Source organism: Pseudomonas sp. 05N432, assembly GCF_056396945.1.
This window is the reverse complement of sequence record NZ_JBFTMM010000014.1, coordinates 112,895-131,726: the sequence shown is the minus strand read 5'-3', so window position 1 is coordinate 131,726 and position 18,832 is coordinate 112,895. Positions and strand designations below refer to the sequence as shown.

Below are 18,832 nucleotides of genomic sequence, written 5' to 3'. Positions count from 1 at the left end.
TCCTTTATTTCAGTCGGCGGACAGTGCTTCGTGTGGCAACGCCATACTTGGCTGCCGAAGACACTGTTCGCGAAAAGCAGCTCGTTCGATGCCGGCAAAGCGGCATGAGATCGAGCCATAAGCGCAGCCTCGTCAGGCTGACTTGCTGATATTTCAGCCCCTGACGACAGGTCGTAACAGGGGAGTGGACGGCTCCACTCTTTAAAAGGTTCCACAATTAGCAGCATTTAGCCACCCCATTCGCCTCACATCCTGTAGCAGCTGCCGAGCCCGCGAGGCTGCGTTCGGCTGCGAAGCGGCCGTAAAACCGTCATGCGCGGTATGCCTGAAAGACCACGTTTTTTGATTTACGACGGCTGCGCCGCCGAACGCAGCCTCGCAAGCTCGGCAGCTGCTACAGGGTGAACGGTGGTCCGTGGCCCCATGTTTACGCTATACTCGCCGCCCTTTTTTGAATCACCTGCCAGGCGATTTCCCATGACCAAACAGGCCGCCGAAGTCGCGAAACGCCGCACTTTCGCCATTATTTCCCACCCCGATGCGGGTAAGACCACCATCACCGAGAAGCTCTTGCTGATGGGCAAGGCGATTGCGGTTGCCGGCACGGTGAAGTCTCGCAAATCCGACCGCCATGCCACCTCCGACTGGATGGAAATGGAAAAGCAGCGTGGTATTTCCATTACCACGTCGGTCATGCAGTTCCCGTATCGCGATCACATGATCAACCTGCTCGACACCCCGGGCCACGAAGACTTCTCCGAAGACACCTACCGCACCCTGACGGCGGTCGACTCGGCATTGATGGTCCTCGACGGCGGTAAGGGTGTAGAGCCACGGACCATCGCCCTGATGGACGTCTGCCGTCTGCGTGACACGCCGATCGTCAGCTTCATCAACAAACTCGACCGCGACATTCGTGACCCGATCGAACTGCTCGACGAAATCGAAGCCGTCCTGAAGATCAAGGCTGCGCCGATCACCTGGCCGATCGGTTGCTACCGCGATTTCAAAGGCGTCTATCACCTCGCCGACGACTACATCATCGTCTACACCGCAGGCCACGGCCACGAGCGGACCGATGTGAAAATCATCGAGAAGCTCGACTCCGATGAAGCCCGAGCGCATTTGGGTGACGAGTACGAGCGCTTCATCGAACAGCTGGAACTGGTGCAAGGCGCCTGCCACGAATTCAATCAACAGGAATTCCTGGACGGCCAACTGACCCCGGTGTTCTTCGGTACGGCGCTGGGCAACTTCGGGGTCGATCACGTGCTCGACGCCGTGGTCGACTGGGCACCGAAGCCGCTGGCCCGTGTCGCCAACGAGCGTACCGTGGAACCGGTGGAAGAGAAGTTCAGCGGTTTCGTGTTCAAGATCCAGGCGAACATGGACCCTAAACACCGCGACCGCATTGCCTTCATGCGTATCTGCTCCGGCAAGTACGAAAAAGGTATGAAGATGCGCCACGTGCGTACCGGCAAGGACGTCCGGATCGGCGATGCGCTGACCTTCTTCTCCTCCGAGCGTGAGCAGCTGGAAGAAGCGTTTGCCGGCGACATCATCGGTTTGCACAACCACGGCACCATCCAGATCGGCGACACCTTCACCGAAGGCGAAACCCTGGGCTTCACCGGTATCCCGCACTTCGCCCCGGAACTGTTCCGTCGCGTACGCCTGAAGGATCCGCTCAAGTCCAAGCAACTTCGCCAGGGCTTGCAGCAGCTGGCCGAAGAGGGCGCGACCCAGGTGTTCTTCCCGGAACGTAGCAACGACATCATCCTCGGCGCCGTCGGTGTGCTGCAGTTCGATGTGGTCGCCAGCCGCCTGAAAGAGGAATACAAGGTCGAATGCGCCTACGAGCCGATCACCGTGTGGTCCGCCCGCTGGATCGATTGCAGCGATAAGAAGAAGCTCGAAGAGTTCAGCGTCAAGGCCGTGGAAAACCTCGCCCTCGACGGCGGCGGCCACCTGACCTACCTGGCCCCGACCCGGGTCAACCTGGCACTGATGGAAGAGCGCTGGCCGGACGTGAAATTCCGCGCGACGCGTGAGCATCATTAAGCGCTGAGCGTTGTCAGTGATAGAGGGAGGTCATGATGACCACCCTCATTTGGCCAATACACAGTCTTTCTAAGAGTTTTGCATTTTGTAAAGCTCGCGGAGAGCTTTCTCCTGGTCATCGGTCTCCGCTGTAGACGCGTCGATAAGTGCTTCTAACTTGGAGGCCGGACTTCCTTTGGGGAGTTTGTATATTCCATAAGCTGTCATCATCGTTCCCGTCCTTCCCTGGCCAAAACCACAATAAACCAAAGCGTTACCTCCTTTATCCAGTACGCTATCTATGGCCTTACACCCCTGTAAAAGTTCTTTGGCTGAAGGGGTGCTGAAATCCACAATGGCGAGATTGTGATAAGTGATATTCTCTTTGCTCAATGCTACTGCGCTGGTTTCATATATTAAATTATGATTCAGGCTGATGATGCCTTTGATGTTGTAGACTTTTAAAAGTGCGATGGCCGGTGTGTCAAACTTTTGAAGTGTGTCATCTGTATCGTTGTAGTATGGCTGTGAACTTCTGAATACTTTGGTTGTACCTTTGTCAAAGGTAACCCAGTTTTTGAACACGGCGGTTTTGCCTGATGACAATTTTTCTACATAGCCTGTCAGGCTGCTGACACTTTTTTTCATTTTAGTTCTCCAGGTTAGTTCGCCCTTCCAGCATTGATAGTGTTCACTATCAATGCTGGAAGGGGGCGCTACAAAAAGAGGCGGCCAGATTAATACCTTGGTGTCGACAGATGGTTTGATAGAGCGTGGTAATTGCACTCACGCCCGTGAGGGCAGATTAAACACGAGYCCACTGCCGGAAGAGGTTGTCCGCATAAGACCGAAAAACAGATGCGTTATTTACAAAACGTTGGGCTACGCTCATCGGGTCTATTGGCGGTTCAGAAAAGACGGTTTGGATAAAAGAATCAAATGATGAAATTATTTTTTCGACCTCTTCGACATACTGTCTTTTTGGCTCCCGCAAGCGCTCGTAATCTTCGATTTGTGCTATTTCATCGAAGTAGTATTTGAGTTGCCTATCTGTATTGTCGGCACGTTGGTCTCGTGCCATGATCTTTTTGATGATTTCCGTTCGGGCTTTCACCATGTCTTCATATTTCAACTGCGCGTCGGCCATTTTAAGAACGCTCTTCGCTGCTTCGATGCCCTCTTTTACCAGGGTACGTTTGAAATTTGCCGGTGATTCGGATGTCACCACCCCTTCGACTTGCTCTATAAGTGGACTTATCTTGTCATAAAAAGACTGACTTTCGAATAGTTCAATGGCAGCATCAAGGGACTTTTTGTTCTTTAGTAAGACGTCATAATAATCGTCGCCCTTTTCCAGTTTAGAAATGGCCTGCAGGTTTGTTTTTGTTACATTGAGTTCGCTAAGTCTAAAATTATTGCTTGTAAAGCCCATCATTTTAAGATTAAAGGTTGGCTTGTACAGTTCATTGCGCAGGCTTGCCATGGTTTGCTTGCGCCTGAAAATAATAGCCTGTAGTTCATTTTCATAAGCTTTTTGTGCGTCGCCGGTCACTTCATTAATGTCTTCCATTGCGCCTTGGATGTCGTCGGTGTTCATAGCATCAATGGATTTTCGTAAAATGTCATTGGCATTTTGATGGGCGTCTTCGGTGTACTTGGCAAGGGCAAGGAGATCAGTGCGCAACGTGCTAATATCAATAAGACTCAATTTGATTTTTGCATAATAGTTAATGATCGCTCGGCAATCTTTTGCGATAAAAATATCAGGGTTAACAAGGTTAGCGGTAGTCATTTTATTTGCCTCTTTGAGTGTTATTATTCGATTATCGAATGTCTAATCTAAAGGCGTTAATCAGCGCCGTTGAGTTGTTTTCAACATTGCGCCAGTCAGCCAGTAACGCTTCAAGTTTTCGAACGAACAGGCCGAGAAGCGCATAATCAGCCCCGCTTCGGAATCGACTCAATGAGTCATCTATAAGAAAAATTACTGCCTCCCAGTGACTGTGGAGATGGGTGACGGTATTAATGGCTGGTGTCACTGCGTCATATAAGGAACCCATGCTGATATGGAGCGTCTGAAGGATACCTTTGAACTTGTCTCTTGACACTATTTGGTTAAGGGCGTCCTCTCTACGTTTTATCAGTTGGGCACCAGTGGCGCTTTTTTTGTCTCTTTCTATAACGGAAAGTGTCACAGCTAAGTCTTTCGCGAAGCCTAGAATCGTGCCCATGAAGGTTGGCTTTAATGTCACTTGAGTAGCAGAGTCCCCGAGCTTAAGGATTTCACGATGCAGGTTGGCAATTTCCGTATCCAACGCATCGGGATTCGAAAGCTGAATCATGGAACCGATCCAGGGTTCTACCTCACCGATCAATTTCCTTTTGAAGGTTTCAAGAGACTGCAACGCGCTGACGCTTCTTGTCTTCTTGTCAATAATCGATTTTTTGATGTAATTGACTGTTTGAATTAAGTCAGGAATGGTGCGCTGGTCATCGCCATCCAAAGAAATACTTGGAAAACTTTCCAGTTCTTGCGGGGTTAAAGAAGCGATCTTTCTAGACTTGTAACCTTCCATGTTTTTTACATGGGTCACCGCGTCGTCACCATACTCGCAGACGTCCTTTGAGAACGCAATGAGGATAGTACTAATATCGGTCATGCTCTTTTGTACTGTTTCCCACGACCGCGCGTGATCACGGATAGTCGTATAATTGGCTGTAACATCTGTAATTAGCGAATCTGGCGAGCTAGGCAGCACTTTTTTAACATCATCGGCCGTCACAGGAAGCGCTTTGCCTTCCCTGACATAACGTTCAATGACCCGCACATCATCACTGGTTATTACGGGTAGTGGATATTCGGTACCGTGTTCCATGATAGTTTCCCTTCAGTAATTTAAAGTAACTCCAGGTGTGCATGCAGTGCAGACAAACGTTACGTTAAAATCAGCGTGCATTTTTTACTCATGATGAGTGCCTGGTTTTATGAGAATGCCTATGAGGCAGCAAATTAATACGTTCGCGGTCTAGTTTGTAAGCACTCACGATTTATTTATAGATTCAGGTCGCGGGGCTGTCTACTGTCAATGTTGACAGTAGACAGGTTTGTTTTAGTGTGCTGAATGAAATTAATTTGAAAAGATATTGAAAAGCAACAGTTTGGGAAGTAATGGGTGCGTGATAATGAGAGGAAAGTTGCGGGGGTTGAAAAAGGTATTTCTTTTTGCCATTTATCAGAGTGTTTCGTGGTGTTCGATGTGTATCCTTATTTCGCTAAGTAATAGCAAGTTTGGTGTGTTGGCGCTGGGCATAAATATTCGTCAGCCGCAACTGTCAATGGTGACAGTTGTGCCGAACTCAGTACTGGATTATAAGAGCCTTCTGAGTCATTTCACCGCTTTTGCCAGCAATGACTAATTCTGATACTGGCGGGTGGGTGTGCCGGGCCCATCGAAGGGATAATTGATCATGCATAGCCGTTCGATGGGTGTCTTTATTACTAACCTAAAAAGGAGTTTTTTCATGGCTGACCAATTGGTAAATATCGCCATTCTTACACCTCGTGAGGTCGGGGTGATCAAGCAATATATCCGGCTCGCCACCAGGCTCAGAACCAGTTTTGGGCAAATGAAAGAATACTGGGGGGGGGAGGGTGTTTCTGCTAAATATGAGGAGATTACTAATGTTTATGGCCAGGGGGTGGGTAGCATAATCACGTACATTGTGGAGCATGCGGACAAATGGCCGTCCCTTGAAAGTCAGGTAACTGTACTCTGTGGAAGAGTTTCCGAATGTTCAAATATGTTTAAGTCACTGGTTGATCCGGTTGTGGAGACGATCGAAACAATGCCGTTGTATATTGACTACTCGCGCACCCTTCAGCAGGAGGAAGATGACGCGCAGGTGAGCGCGTTTTCATGTCCTCTGTGCCCGGAAGATATGCAAAAACTTGAATGGATTAGAAGCAGCGTGGCTGGTATGGAGCGCATGGTAAGTGAGTTGGAGCCTGAACTCGTTAACTTGGGTAATGCGATACAGTCGTTTAAAGAAAATCTCATGAATGGCGTTCAAACAGAAATTGATAAATTCGTGAGGCTGGATACGGCTGCCGAGATGGATGCAAAGTTACTGAGCATTCGAGTCAACGATTACCAGCGTGCGTTTTTCAGTACTTATATGGCTATGATACGGGGTGTTGTTTTAAGGGTGATAGAACAATATCCTGGGGGAAGTCCAGATAGTATGGAAGAGTTGGTGGGCACACAAATACACCCCAATCATTTTAGAGAATACAATACAATTCTTGAGGGCGTGCCCGTGGAGAGTAGAAACGAGATCGAAGCGCTCATGTCGCAAGTGAAAAAAGGAAAGGTATTGTTTGCGCAGTTGGAGAGCCTGCATGACTGGTTGAATATGTTTGGGCAACCATTGATCGACGCCAACAAGGGAGTTGGACAAATTCGTACGCTCTGGTTTGGGACAGCTGAAGAGCTTGGGCGTATTAAAGGCAGAGTCCTGCAGGTTGAACAGTATTCCACGTTGCGCAACATTGTCAGTTCTTTAAAGTCTGCATTACGCCCTTGGGGTGGAGCTGATAGTAATGCTAAAGCGTTGAGAGAATTATTGGAACGAGCCTATTAGCAAGTATTGGTGACGGTAGATAGCAAACGAGTAGCCGAGAGGGCCTGCTCACAAGCTATGGCAGGCACTCTCCTGGTTTACGGTTGTAGTGGGTTAGGTAATATCGTTAAAATAGGACATATCTTCGATATGCCCTTTGGCAAGTCCTTGATTGGGGGTAAAGCGATTGCCCTGCGCAGAGGTGAAGTTGGTAGGTTCGCCACCCATAAATATTTCGCGCTCACCACGGATATCTACGCTTGTAGAGTAAGTTGTATTGCGCATAACTACATAGTTGTTGTAATCAGCTTTAATTTTTGCCAGTTTTTCTGGTAAAAGGCTTTCATCTATCATGCCTTTCAAGGTGGCTCTCCATTGGTTCCATCGAGCCAGGCAAGCAGAAGCACAGTAAGTCACTATGTCACAAGGTTCTGGGAACTTATTAGATCCTCTGTCTCCGTCGTCTGCCGGGTTTCCGCCAAGAGTGGGATGACGTCCAGCCATGGGGTATATGTGTAACTGAGTGCTTTCATTTGTAGTGGGGATGACGCATGCGTAATTTGAAGATCGCTCGTCCCTGGCGCAAAATGCAACATATTCTTTTACATTATCGCCAAGCTTGACTTGATTGTCGCTTGGTCTTGAACTTGTAATGGCGATTACCGGATCAATAGCGAAAATATTAACCGGTATTCCACTTAATTCGCTGTCACCGAGCATGGCGTTGGCTAACATATGGCAACTGGTAGCACCTCGGCTGTAGCCTATAAGGTTTACTTCGGTTGGGGTTGCACTATCTGTTCGCTCATTAACAAGTGTGGAAGAAAAATCAAATTTATAATTTCGCGCCATCCAGCCAAGAGAGATTCCGGATTTTGCGAGGCGCTCAACAACATCTAATGTCATTGCTGTTGACGATGCATTTGGCTTTGATTTTATGATTTTTATGGCTTGACTTATGTTGTTTTCCCACTGGTTAATAAGTTGTGCTTCGTTCCATTTAAATTGATCGCTAATAATATCATCTGCTTGCGGCGTAGTGCAGCCAGGGCCGCCAATGCTGATCCGGTCAGGGATTTTGTTAGCGATGCTTTCCAAAGTTGGTTCTGACAGTCTGCGGATTGGGCTTCCCTCTGGCAAAGGATACGACGCAAAGCTGCCATGCGGATGCACGAGTTGTTCGTACCCGCCAAAGTAGATGCTTAGTGTGCTCATTGGAATATGCTCAAATTTAATGGGAGATGATGCTGAACTAGTAGAGCATCAATGAATACTTCTTGGGCACTGTGAAATATAACAGGTGGCTATACTATTTTTGAATAGGTGCACTGCAGTGCTGGTTTTTTTGTTATATGCGCTATGGTTATATCGAGGTGTAAATGAGGACTTTATAATTGTGCAATGTTTTTGCGTTTTCAGTCCTGAGTTGTCTATTTCTTGGGGCAGCGCTTCTGAAATATGTTTTACAATCCTACAGTCTTGTCTACTGTCAATGTTGATAGTAGACGGCGTTGCGATAGGAACTTATAAGTTTTCATGAGGCTCCTGCTTGATAGGTGTCTAGATGTGCATGAAAATTTATCTTTTAGTGCTTCTCAATTCAATTGTGAGGTGATGATCATGGCGTATCAATTGCAATATAAATCCATCATTACAACCCGGTATCGACATCGGCAAACACAGCTTCCACTTACATGGCCAGGACGCTAAAGGCCATAAGGTATTGCGCAAGAAATCCAGTCGCGGCCAATTACTCTGCACATTGGCTCAATTACCGGCCTGCACGGTGGTGATGGAGTCTTGCGGCGGCACCCATTGGCTGGCTCGACAAATCGGCGCGCTGGACCACACTGTCAAGCTGATTGCCCCGCAGTACGTCAAACCGTTCGTCAAAGGCCACAAAAACGACTTCATTGATGCCGAAGCGCCTGGCGGTGAAAATTTTGAGCGAGGAAAATAACTCAATCATCGCTTCACGAGACCCTGTAACCGTACAGTGAGACGGAATAGGTTTTGTGCCGTAGGCTAGGCGTCATTGATGCAACTCTTTATAGGGACTCGCTCAGAATAGAAGTTGGAGCACATAGGATGCTGTTTGCCACCACGCATAACCCGCTGGTCACTCTTGTCGCGACCCAATCCAGTGACTTCGAAACGCTTGTTGCTATTCGGATTGAGGCTATGCGTGAAAGTCTTGAGCGCATTGGTCGCTTCGATCCCGTGCGTGCACGAGAGCGTTTTCGCGATGGTTTTTCTCCCGCGTTCACTCGCTACATCGAGGTTTCCGGCGAGCAGGTTGGTTTCGTTGTCGTCAAGCCGCTCATCGATGGGTTGTTGCTTGATCACCTGTACATCAAACCAAGTGCGCAAGGTTTGGGCATAGGTTCGGCTGTCCTTCGTCAAGTCTTCGTGGAAGCGGATGCATCTGAATTGACATTGCGGGTGGGTGCTCTCAGAGAAAGCGCTTCAAATCGTTTTTATATTCGTCATGGTTTTCAGTTCGTCGAAAGTCGCGAGTTCGACAACTACTATGTTCGCCCGAACACACAGGTGCGCCCGCCAGCAGCCACTAGAGCCTCATCTTCTGCCTCAAACTGATTCAAGGGTATCGAGTGGCTCGATTGGCCCAAAAATGAGAATGTCCTGTCGTTGTTTTAGTTATAACCATTATTCAGAACCGATCTATCCAGCCACGGCATTTACCGGCAATCGGTAGCATCCTATCTGGAGAACCCGGCCGATCGGAACTAGATTTCATTCAGCGCCACGGCAACCGGGTTACCCGCCGTCAGGCACCCGTGCTTCACTTACGAAAGGATGGAATCAGCTATGAGCATTTTTCAACGCATGGTTTTATTGATCAAAGTGCTGGTGCTGCTGTCGGTGGGCACTTCGGCAGCGTGGGCGAGCAGCGGCGCGGTGCAGGACCAGGGTTTTTGGGCCGCAAAAAGTGTGCAGGGCAGTGGCTTGATGGTTGCCACTGGTGATCAGAGTCAAAGTGACACTAAAGGCGATGAGGACCCATCCTCCGACGATTCCGAAGACGATACCCAAGGCTAAGGCTTAAGGTTTCAGACAAAAGAAAACCCCCTCCTGTCGGACTGATGCGCAGTCAGACAGGAGGGGGTGGGTCAACGCATTTCAAAAAGCGCCCCGAGAGGGCGCTTTTTCATGCCCGGCCTAGACGACGAATTGTTCGGCGTAATGGCAGGCCACCTGGCGGCTGTCGAGCTGGCGCAAGGCCGGCTCTTCTTTGCTGCAGCGTTCTGTGGCGTACGGGCAGCGCTTGTGGAACGCGCAGCCGGACGGCGGGTTCAGCGGGTTCGGCAGTTCGCCGACGATCTTGATTTTCGGCTTGTCCGGATCCGGGTGGATCGTCGGCGTGGCCGACAGCAGGGCCTGGGTGTACGGGTGCAGAGGACGGGTGTAGATGTCTTCTTTCGGGCCCATTTCCACCGGGCGACCGAGGTACATCACCAGCACCTGATCAGCGACGTGACGCACCACCGCCAGGTTGTGGGAGATGAACACGTACGCGGTGTTGAACTCTTGCTGCAGGTCCATGAACAGGTTCAGTACCTGGGCCTGAATCGACACGTCCAGCGCCGAGGTCGGTTCGTCCGCGACCAGCACTTTCGGTTGCAGCATCATGGCGCGCGCCAGGGCGATCCGCTGGCGCTGACCACCCGAGAACATATGCGGATAACGCTGATAGTGCTCAGGACGCAAGCCGACCTGCTTCATCATCGCCTGGACTTTTTCACGGCGTTCGGCCGCGGAAAGTGTGGTGTTGATCAATAGTGGCTCTGCAAGCTGATCGCCGATTTTCTGCCGTGGGTTCAACGAGGCGTAAGGGCTCTGAAAGACCATCTGCACGTCTTTGCGCAGCTGTTTGCGTTCGGCCTTGTTGGCGCCGGTGACTTCTTGCCCGGCGATTTTCAATGAGCCCGAAGACGGCTCCTCGATCAGCGTCAGGGCGCGGGCCAGGGTCGACTTGCCGCAGCCGGATTCGCCTACAACAGCGAGGGTTTTGCCGGCTTCGAGTTCGAACGACACGCCATTGAGTGCGCGTACCAGCGCGGTGCCTTTGAACAGGCCGCGAGAGACTTCGTAGTGACGGGTCAGGTCACGGGCAGTGAGAACGACGGCCATTACGCCACCTCCTGATTCAAAGGATAGAAGCAGCGGGCGAGGCTGTTGCTTTTCGGGTCCAGGCCTGGACGTTGTTGGCGGCAGTTGTCCTGCACGTACGGGCAGCGCGGCGAGAGCAGGCAGCCTTGCGGACGGTCATAGCGACCGGGAACGATGCCCGGCAGGGTGGACAGGCGCGAGGAACCCAGGCTGTGCTCGGGAATGGCCTTGAGCAGCGCTTCGCTGTACGGGTGTGCAGGGATGTCGAACAACTGCGGCACCTGACCGACTTCTACCGCTTGGCCAGCATACATCACACACACGCGCTGGGCGGTTTCGGCTACCACGGCGAGGTCGTGAGTGATCAGCACCAGGCCCATGTCCTGCTCTTTTTGCAGCGCCAGCAGCAGGTCCATGATCTGCGCCTGGATCGTCACGTCCAGTGCGGTGGTCGGTTCGTCGGCGATCAGCAGTTTCGGCTCGCCGGCAATTGCCATGGCAATCGCCACGCGTTGGCTCATACCGCCGGAGAGTTGGTGCGGGTAGGCGTCCATACGGCTCGCAGCGCCCGGGATTTCTACTTTTTCCAGCAACTCGATGGCGCGCTTGCGGGCGTCCTTGCCGGACATTTTCAGGTGCAGGCGCAGCACTTCTTCGATCTGAAAGCCGACGGTGTAGCTTGGGTTCAGCGCGGTCATCGGGTCCTGGAAGACCATGGCCAGGTCTTTGCCGACGATTTGCCGACGCTGACGATTGCTGAGCTTGAGCATGTTCTTGCCATCGAAATTCAGGGCGTCAGCGGTGACGATCCCCGGATGTTCGATCAGGCCCATCAGCGCCATCATGGTCACGGACTTGCCGGACCCCGACTCGCCAACGATGGCCAGGACTTCGCCCTTGTCCACGGAAATGTCGAGACCATCGACCACCGGAACGGCGTTCTTGTCGCCGAAGCGAACGTTGAGATTCTTGATTTCCAACAGTGACATTTGAATCTCCTCAGGCGGCGTTCTTGAGTTTCGGGTCCAGCGCATCGCGCAGGCCGTCGCCCATCAGGTTGATTGCCAGCACGCTGAGCAAAATGGTCAAGCCAGGCAGGCTGACGACCCACCAGGCGCGTTCGATGTAGTCGCGAGCCGAAGCCAGCATGGTGCCCCACTCAGGGGTTGGCGGTTGTACGCCAAGGCCGAGGAAGCCCAGTGCCGCGGCATCGAGAATCGCCGAGGAGAAGCTCAGGGTTGCCTGAACGATCAGCGGCGCCATGCAGTTGGGCAGCACGGTGATAAACATCAGGCGCGGCAGACCGGCACCGGCCAGGCGCGCGGCGGTCACGTAGTCGCGGTTCAGTTCGCCCATCACCGCAGCGCGGGTCAGACGAACGTAGGCCGGCAGGGACACCACGGCGATAGCGATCACGGTGTTGATCAGGCCAGGGCCGAGGATGGCGACGATCGCCACAGCCAGCAGCAAGGACGGCAGGGCCAGCATGATGTCCATCAGGCGCATGATGGTCGGGCCCAGCAGACGCGGGAAGAACCCGGCGAACAGACCCAGCAGGATCCCCGGAATCAGCGACATGACCACCGATGACAAACCGATCATCAAGGACAGGCGCGAACCGTGGATCAGGCGCGACAGCAGGTCGCGTCCCAGCTCATCGGTGCCGAGCAGGAATTGCATCTGCCCGTTTGCCAGCCAGGCCGGCGGGGTCAGCAGGAAGTCGCGGAACTGCTCGCTCGGGTTATGCGGCGCAACCCATGGGGCGAAAATCGCGCAAAAAATAACCAGCAGCATGAACAACAGGCCGGCGACGGCGCCCTTGTTCTTGGAGAACGCTTGCCAGAACTCTTTGTACGGCGATGGATACAGCAGGCTTTGGTCGACTGCTACGGCGGTAGTTGGAGTACTCATACGTAGGGTCTCAGCGCTGGTGACGGATGCGTGGGTTTGCGAAGCCATAAAGAATATCCACTACAAAATTGACCAGAATCACCAGGCAGGCGATTAACAGAATTCCGTTTTGCACCACGGGGTAGTCCCGGGCGCCAATGGCTTCGATCAGCCATTTGCCGATACCGGGCCAGGAGAAGATGGTTTCGGTCAGGACCGCACCGGCCAGCAATGTGCCGACTTGCAGGCCGACCACGGTCAGTACCGGGATCAAGGCGTTGCGCAGGCCGTGAACGAACACCACGCGCGACGGCGACAGGCCTTTGGCCCGGGCGGTGCGGATGTAGTCTTCACGCAGGACTTCGAGCATCGAGGAGCGGGTCATCCGGGCGATTACTGCCAGCGGGATGGTGCCGAGCACGATGGCCGGAAGAATCAGGTGGTGCAGGGCGTCGAAGAACGCGCCGGTGTCATTGGCCAGCAGGGTGTCGATGAGCATGAAGCCGGTTCTTGGCTCGATGTCGTACAGCAGGTCGATCCGCCCGGACACCGGGGTCACGCCCAGGGAGACCGAGAAGAACATGATGAGGATCAGGCCCCACCAGAAAATCGGCATCGAATACCCGGCAAGGGAGATGCCCATCACCCCATGGTCGAACAGGGACCCTCGCTTCAGCGCCGCGATCACCCCGGCCAGCAGGCCGAGTACGCCGGCGAACAGCAGGGCTGCCATGGACAGTTCCAGGGTGGCCGGGAACAGCGAAGTGAATTCAGTCCATACGCTTTCACGGGTCCGCAGGGATTCACCCAGGTCGCCGTGGGCCAGTTTGCCGATGTAGTCCAGGTACTGGGCATACAGCGGTTTGTTCAGACCAAGGCGTTCCATTGCCTGAGCATGCATTTCGGGATCGACCCGACGTTCGCCCATCATGACTTCCACGGGGTCGCCGGGAATCATGCGAATCAACGCGAAAGTCAGCAAGGTGATGCCGAAGAACGTGGGGATCAATAATCCCAATCGGCGGGCAATAAAACTAAACATCTTCTGGTGTACCTCATCAGCCGGTTAGGCGTTCCCGGCAGCGTTGGGATCAACGTTGCCGGGCGTTTTCTTATCTACTTCACTTGGGTGGTAGCGAAGTTGTTAGTGGTCAGGGGGCTAATGTGATAACCCTCGACGTTATTGCGCATGGCCGTAAACATTCGGGTGTGCGCCATGCTGATCCATGGCTGGTCCTGATTGAAAATAGCCTGCGCCTGTTCATAGAGCGCTGCACGTTCGGTCGGGTTTACTTTAGCCCGGGCTTCATCGATCAGCGTCTGGAACTTCTCATTACACCAGCGGGCGTAGTTTTCGCCGTTCTTCGCGGCTTCACAACTGAGCATAGGCGTCAGGAAGTTATCCGGGTCGCCGTTATCACCGGCCCATCCGGCGGACACCATATCGTGTTCACCATTTTTTGCGCGCTTGAGCATCTCGCCCCATTCCATGACGCGAATGTCGAGCTTGATCCCGACCTTGGCCAGGTCCGCTTGCATCATCTGCGCACCGAGCATCGGGTTCGGGTTGGTCGGGCCGCCACCGTTACGGGTGAACAGGGTAAGCACGGTGCCATCCGGCACGCCGGCTTCCTTGAGCAGGGCACGCGCCTTGTCCAGGTCACGTTTCGGGTTTTGCAGGGTCTTGTTGTAACCCAGCAGGGTCGGTGGGTACGGGTTCACGGCTACCGAGGCGTTGCCTTTGCCGAACAGCGCGTTGACGTAGGCTTCCTTGTCGAAGGCGATGTCGATGGCTTTGCGGACCCGCACGTCGCTCATGTACTTGTGGGTGGTGTTCATGGCGATGTACGAGACGGTCATCGCGTCGAGTTCATCGACGCTCAGGTTGGCGTCTTTCTTGATGCTCGGGATGTCATCGGGCTTGGGATACAGCGCGATCTGGCACTCGTTGGCCTTGAGCTTTTGCAGGCGAACGTTGTTGTCGGTGGCGATGGCCAGAATCAACGCATCAGCCGGTGGCTTGCCACGGAAGTAGTCCGGGTTGGCCTTGAAGCGCACCTGGGCGTCCTTGGCGTAACGCTGGAAGATGAACGGGCCGGTGCCGACCGGTTTGTTGTTCAGGTCGCCGGTCTTGTTGGCCTTGAGCAACTGGTCGGCGTATTCGGCCGGGTAGATCGAGGAGAACGCCATGGCGATGTCTGCCAGGAACGGTGCTTCGCGGCGGGTCAGGGTGAACTTGACCGTGTTGTCGTCGACTTTTTCTACGCTTTTGAGCAGTTCCTTGAAGCCCATGCTCTCAAAGTACGGGAAGCCCACGCTCGACAGCTTGTGCCATGGGTGATTCGGGTCCAGCTGACGCTGGAAGCTCCAGACCACGTCGTCGGCATTCATGTCGCGGGTCGGCTTGAAGTATTCGGTGGTGTGGAACTTGACGCCTTTGCGCAAGTGGAACGTGTAGGTCAGACCGTCCTCGCTGATGTCCCAGGAGTCGGCCAGTGCCGGAATCACTTCAGTGGTGCCGGGCTTGAAGTCCGCCAGACGGTTGAAGATGGTTTCGGCCACCGCATCGGCTGTGACTGCAGTCGTGTACTGGACCATATCGAAGCCTTCCGGGCTGGCTTCGGTACAGACCACCAAGGGTTTGGCCGAGGCGCCGATAGCGACACTCAGCAACGTGGCGGCGATGGCCGCTCGTAAAGGAAGCATTTTCATCAAGAGCCCTCTGCAATCGGTTAAAGGACAAAAGCCGAACGGCCGATTCTTCACTGAATCAGCCGTTCGGCAGGTGAATTACAAAATGTTGAACGGGATGGTGGTCACGAGACGGAACTCGTTGAGGCTGCCGTCAGCCTGGTTTTCGGAGGCGCGGTGCGCGGTGTAGGTCGCGCGAATGGTGGTGGCTTTCAGCGGGCCACTTTGTACGGCGTAGGAAGTACCGATGCCGTATTCATAGTGGTGCTCGCCATCCATGTTTTTCACGTCATAGGCGGTGCCGGTGTAGTGCGTACCGTCGATGCCCCAGCCGCGAGCCTGGTAGATATTGAACTTCAGGCCTGGCACGCCGTATTCAGCCATGTTCAGGCCATAGGCGATCTGGAAGGACTTCTCGTTCGGGCCGTTGAAGTCCGAGAGCAAGGAGTTGGCCAGGTAGATGCCGTTGGTTTCGTGCAGGTAGTCGAAGTATTCGTCGCCGGCAATTTGCTGCCAGGAGAACGTCAGGCTATGGGCTTGGTGGGTCAGGCCGAACGACACGGAGTAGGCATCGTTGTTGATGTTGCCCATTTCCTTTTTGCCGGTGTCGAGGGTTTTGTAGTAGTTCAGGCCGGTGGTCAGGCCCAGCACCGAGCTATCGCCCAGTTCGTGGGTGGCGCCGAAGTAGTACTGGTTCCAGAAGTCTTCGACGTTCGCGACGTACAGGCTGGTCTTCAGGCTTTTGAACGGCTGATAGTTGAGACCAGCGGTGTTAACGCGATCGGTTTCGGCTTTGTTATTGGTGTACTCGGAGCGGAATTTCGACAGGCTCTCTTCGGTCCGCGGGGACACGCGGTCGAAGGAACCCGCATCGAACGACAGATTGTTCAGCTCTTCGCTGTGCAGGCTCACGCCCTCAAAGCTCGAAGGCAACGCACGGTTGCCGATGGTGTCGACAATCGGGGTGCTGAAGTTCTGGCGGCCGGCGGTCAGGGTCGTGTTCGATACGCGGAACTTGACGTTGGCCAAGCCCAGTTTGCTCCACTGGCCTTGGGCATCGCCGCCTTCTTTGGTCAGGGTACGGTTGTTGCCTGCGCCTGGACGAGAGCCCGGTGCACCGCCGTTGTTGGATGCCAGATCCTTGTGATCACGATCCAGTGCAATGGCGTTGTAGGCAGCTACTTCAGTGCTGACACCGATGGTGCCCTGAGTGAAGCCGGAGTTGTACTTGACGATAGTGCCCTGAACCCAGTTGATACGGCGGTCGGTTGGCGTCGCCACACCGTCTTTGCGGTAGGTGAATTTGCCGCCACGTTTCAATTGTTCGTTGGCGTACCAGTTACGCGTGGAACCGTCGATCTTCTGACCTTCGACAAAGCCGGTTGCGGCGGCCTGTGCGCTGCTGGTGTTGACCGTAACCGGGGTGAATTCCTGGCTTTGGGTTTCAGCATAGGCCGTGGCCGTGATGCTGCTGATGGCCAAGGCCAATATCGCGGTGCTGCTCAGTTTCATGGGTGACGCTCCTTTCTTTCTTTTTTTAATGCCGGTCTTTTTTGGTGATCCGGCTATTTGGTTTTTAACTCATTCACGCATAGCAAACGTTTGCATTTGGCGTGTTCGCCGAATTCAGGCAACACCTTTGCGTGAGGGCGAAAATCGCCCTCAGGTTTTTGGCTAATCAGTTATTGGTCGATGCTGACACCCGAGAAGACGTTACGGCCGAAGGGGCTGACCTTGAATCCTTCGACTTTGGCGCTCAACGGCTGGTTGACCGTCGAGTGGGCGACAGGCGTGATCGGCACTTGCTGTTTGAGCAATTGCTGAGCCTGTTTGTAGAGCACCGTGCGTTGCTCACGGTCGGTGACAATCTTGGCTTGCTTGATCAGCTTGTCGTATTGCGGGTCACACCACATGGAATAGTTGTTGCCGCCAATCGCGTCGCAGCTGTACAGGGTGCCCAGCCAGTTGTCCGGGTCCCCGTTGTCGCCGGTCCAGCCGATCAGGCTGATGTCGTGTTCGCCATTCTTGGTGCGCTTGATGTACTCGCCCCATTCGTAGCTGACGATTTTTACTTTCAGGCCGATTTTCGCCCAGTCCGACTGCAACATTTCTGCCATCAGCTTGGCGTTCGGGTTGTAGGGACGCTGTACCGGCATGGCCCAGAGCGTGATCTCGGTGCCTTCCTTGACCCCGGCTGCCTTGAGCAATTCCTTGGCTTTTTCCGGGTTGTAGGCGGCGTCCTTGATGGTTTCGTCGTAGGACCACTGGGCCGGTGGCATGGCGTTGACCGCCAGTTGGCCGGCGCCCTGGTACACCGCCTTGAGAATCCCCTGCTTGTTCACCGCCATGTCCAGCGCCTGGCGTACTTCGAGCTGGTCGAAGGGTTTATGCCGCACGTTGTAGGCGATGTAGCCAAGGTTGAAACCGGGCTTCTCGATCAGTTGCAGCTTGGGGTCGTTTTTCAGCGCGTCGACATCGGCGGGGCGTGGGTGCAGGGTGATCTGGCACTCGTTTTTCTTGAGCTTCTGCACACGCACCGACGCATCGGTGTTGATGGCGAAAATCAGTTGGTCGAGCTTGACCCGGCTCGGGTCCCAGTACTGCTTGTTGCCGGTGTAGCGGATGTTGGAGTCTTTCTGGTAACTCTTGAACACGAACGGCCCGGTGCCGACCGGCTTCTGGTTGATGTCGCTCGGCTTGCCGGACGCGAGCAACTGGTCGGCGTATTCGGCGGAGAGAATCGCGGCAAAACTCATGGCGATGTTCTGAATGAACGCGGCGTCTACCGAGTTCAGGGTCATGACCACGGTCAACGGCCCGGTCTTCTCGACCTTGGCGATGTTCTTGTTCAGGCTCATCCCGTTGAAGTACGGAAACTCGGTCGGGTAAGCCTTGCGGAATGGGTGCTCGGTATCGAGCATGCGATTAAAGGTGAACAACACATCGTCAGCGTTGAAGTCGCGGCTCGGTGTGAAGTACTGGGTGGTGTGAAATTTCACCCCTTCGCGCAGGTGGAACGTGTACTTGAGACCATCCTCGGAAATATCCCAACGTGTGGCCAGGCCCGGTACGACATTGGTGGAGCCTTTTTCGAACTCGGCCAGCCGGTTGTACAACGGTTCGGCGGCGTCGTTGTCGGTCGCAGTGGTGTACTGCGCGGTGTCGAAGCCCGCCGGGCTGCCCTCGGAGCAAAACACCAGGCTGTTATTGGCGGCCTGGCTGATTGACGTGGCGGCCAACAGACCGGTGCCCAGTAATGCGGATAAAACCAAAGTATGGCGCATAACGCTCCCTCTCTTTTTAGGTGTTAAACAGTGAGTCGTCGTCCCGTCCTGGGACGTGCAGACATCACTGATCCAAAGCCATGGGGTCAGCAGTTGCCAGCCGCAGCGAAAAAACGGCCGAACCCCGACGGTATGAGTCGAAGGTCAGGCGGTAAATGCGTAAGGCCTGAAAAACA

The 18,832-nt window shown here is 53.7% G+C and carries 15 protein-coding genes and 1 pseudogene; 5 read left to right on the top strand and 11 right to left on the bottom strand.

The annotated features are described in order from the left end of the window. Positions 1–477 precede the first annotated feature (477 nt). A complete protein-coding gene (locus AC1DHT_RS16500) occupies positions 478–2,061 on the top strand; it encodes a peptide chain release factor 3 (RefSeq protein ID WP_427530037.1) in 1,584 nt (527 codons plus the stop codon). 69 nt (positions 2,062–2,130) lie between these two features. Here the strand turns inward: AC1DHT_RS16500 and AC1DHT_RS16495 are convergent, their stop codons facing one another. From AC1DHT_RS16495 to AC1DHT_RS16485, 3 genes are all read right to left on the bottom strand, one after another. Then, entirely contained in the window at positions 2,131–2,688 is a 558-nt protein-coding gene (locus AC1DHT_RS16495) for a protein-tyrosine phosphatase family protein (RefSeq protein ID WP_427542667.1), read from the bottom strand. Positions 2,689–2,845: 157 nt separating this feature from the next. Continuing rightward, positions 2,846–3,832 carry an alpha-xenorhabdolysin family binary toxin subunit B gene (locus AC1DHT_RS16490; protein WP_477761400.1) on the bottom strand — a complete coding sequence of 329 codons (987 nt, stop codon included), beginning with the start codon at positions 3,830–3,832 and terminating at the stop codon, positions 2,846–2,848. A gap of 31 nt (positions 3,833–3,863) precedes the next feature. Then, positions 3,864–4,916: a hypothetical protein gene (locus tag AC1DHT_RS16485; protein ID WP_427542661.1), complete on the bottom strand. Its 1,053-nt coding sequence runs from the start codon at positions 4,914–4,916 to the stop codon at positions 3,864–3,866. Positions 4,917–5,562: 646 nt separating this feature from the next. On the opposite strand from AC1DHT_RS16485, the gene AC1DHT_RS16480 reads away from it, so the two are divergent. After that, positions 5,563–6,681: a hypothetical protein gene (locus AC1DHT_RS16480; protein ID WP_427542658.1), complete on the top strand. Its 1,119-nt coding sequence runs from the start codon at positions 5,563–5,565 to the stop codon at positions 6,679–6,681. A gap of 93 nt (positions 6,682–6,774) precedes the next feature. Here the strand turns inward: AC1DHT_RS16480 and AC1DHT_RS16475 are convergent, their stop codons facing one another. Then, positions 6,775–7,875, bottom strand: coding sequence for a hypothetical protein (locus AC1DHT_RS16475; protein WP_427542655.1), 1,101 nt, complete (start codon positions 7,873–7,875; stop codon positions 6,775–6,777). Between the two features lie 424 nt (positions 7,876–8,299). Between AC1DHT_RS16475 and AC1DHT_RS16470 the strand changes: the two are divergent. The 3 genes and pseudogenes from AC1DHT_RS16470 to AC1DHT_RS16460 form a co-directional block, all read left to right on the top strand. Next, positions 8,300–8,587, top strand: a pseudogene (locus tag AC1DHT_RS16470) (IS110 family transposase); the annotation flags it as partial. Positions 8,588–8,748: 161 nt separating this feature from the next. Continuing rightward, positions 8,749–9,258, top strand: coding sequence for a GNAT family N-acetyltransferase (locus AC1DHT_RS16465; protein ID WP_427542652.1), 510 nt, complete (start codon positions 8,749–8,751; stop codon positions 9,256–9,258). A 219-nt stretch (positions 9,259–9,477) separates the two neighbouring features. Continuing rightward, positions 9,478–9,720: a hypothetical protein gene (locus AC1DHT_RS16460; RefSeq protein ID WP_371919124.1), complete on the top strand. Its 243-nt coding sequence runs from the start codon at positions 9,478–9,480 to the stop codon at positions 9,718–9,720. Between the two features lie 120 nt (positions 9,721–9,840). Here AC1DHT_RS16460 and AC1DHT_RS16455 read toward each other — a convergent pair whose 3' ends face one another. The 7 genes from AC1DHT_RS16455 to AC1DHT_RS16425 all read right to left on the bottom strand — a co-directional run bounded on the left by AC1DHT_RS16455 (position 9,841) and on the right by AC1DHT_RS16425 (position 18,656). Continuing rightward, a complete protein-coding gene (locus AC1DHT_RS16455; RefSeq protein WP_427542649.1) occupies positions 9,841–10,812 on the bottom strand; it encodes a peptide ABC transporter ATP-binding protein in 972 nt (323 codons plus the stop codon). Further along, the gene (locus tag AC1DHT_RS16450; protein WP_427542646.1) at positions 10,812–11,780 is read right to left on the bottom strand and encodes an ABC transporter ATP-binding protein; all 969 of its coding nucleotides are present in this window, start codon (positions 11,778–11,780) and stop codon (positions 10,812–10,814) included. The genes AC1DHT_RS16455 and AC1DHT_RS16450 overlap by 1 nt, the downstream gene beginning before the upstream one ends. Before the next feature lie 10 nt (positions 11,781–11,790). Beyond that, complete coding sequence (locus AC1DHT_RS16445; RefSeq protein ID WP_019691855.1) at positions 11,791–12,702, bottom strand: ABC transporter permease subunit; 912 nt, start codon at positions 12,700–12,702, stop codon at positions 11,791–11,793. A 10-nt stretch (positions 12,703–12,712) separates the two neighbouring features. Further along, complete coding sequence (locus AC1DHT_RS16440) at positions 12,713–13,723, bottom strand: ABC transporter permease subunit (protein ID WP_103315790.1); 1,011 nt, start codon at positions 13,721–13,723, stop codon at positions 12,713–12,715. 74 nt (positions 13,724–13,797) lie between these two features. Beyond that, on the bottom strand, positions 13,798–15,393 hold the full coding sequence (locus AC1DHT_RS16435; protein WP_427542642.1) for an ABC transporter substrate-binding protein: 1,596 nt from the start codon (positions 15,391–15,393) through the stop codon (positions 13,798–13,800). Between the two features lie 78 nt (positions 15,394–15,471). Then, the gene (locus AC1DHT_RS16430; RefSeq protein WP_427542639.1) at positions 15,472–16,884 is read right to left on the bottom strand and encodes an OprD family porin; all 1,413 of its coding nucleotides are present in this window, start codon (positions 16,882–16,884) and stop codon (positions 15,472–15,474) included. Between the two features lie 170 nt (positions 16,885–17,054). Next, entirely contained in the window at positions 17,055–18,656 is a 1,602-nt protein-coding gene (locus AC1DHT_RS16425) for an ABC transporter substrate-binding protein (protein WP_427542636.1), read from the bottom strand. Positions 18,657–18,832 lie beyond the last annotated feature (176 nt).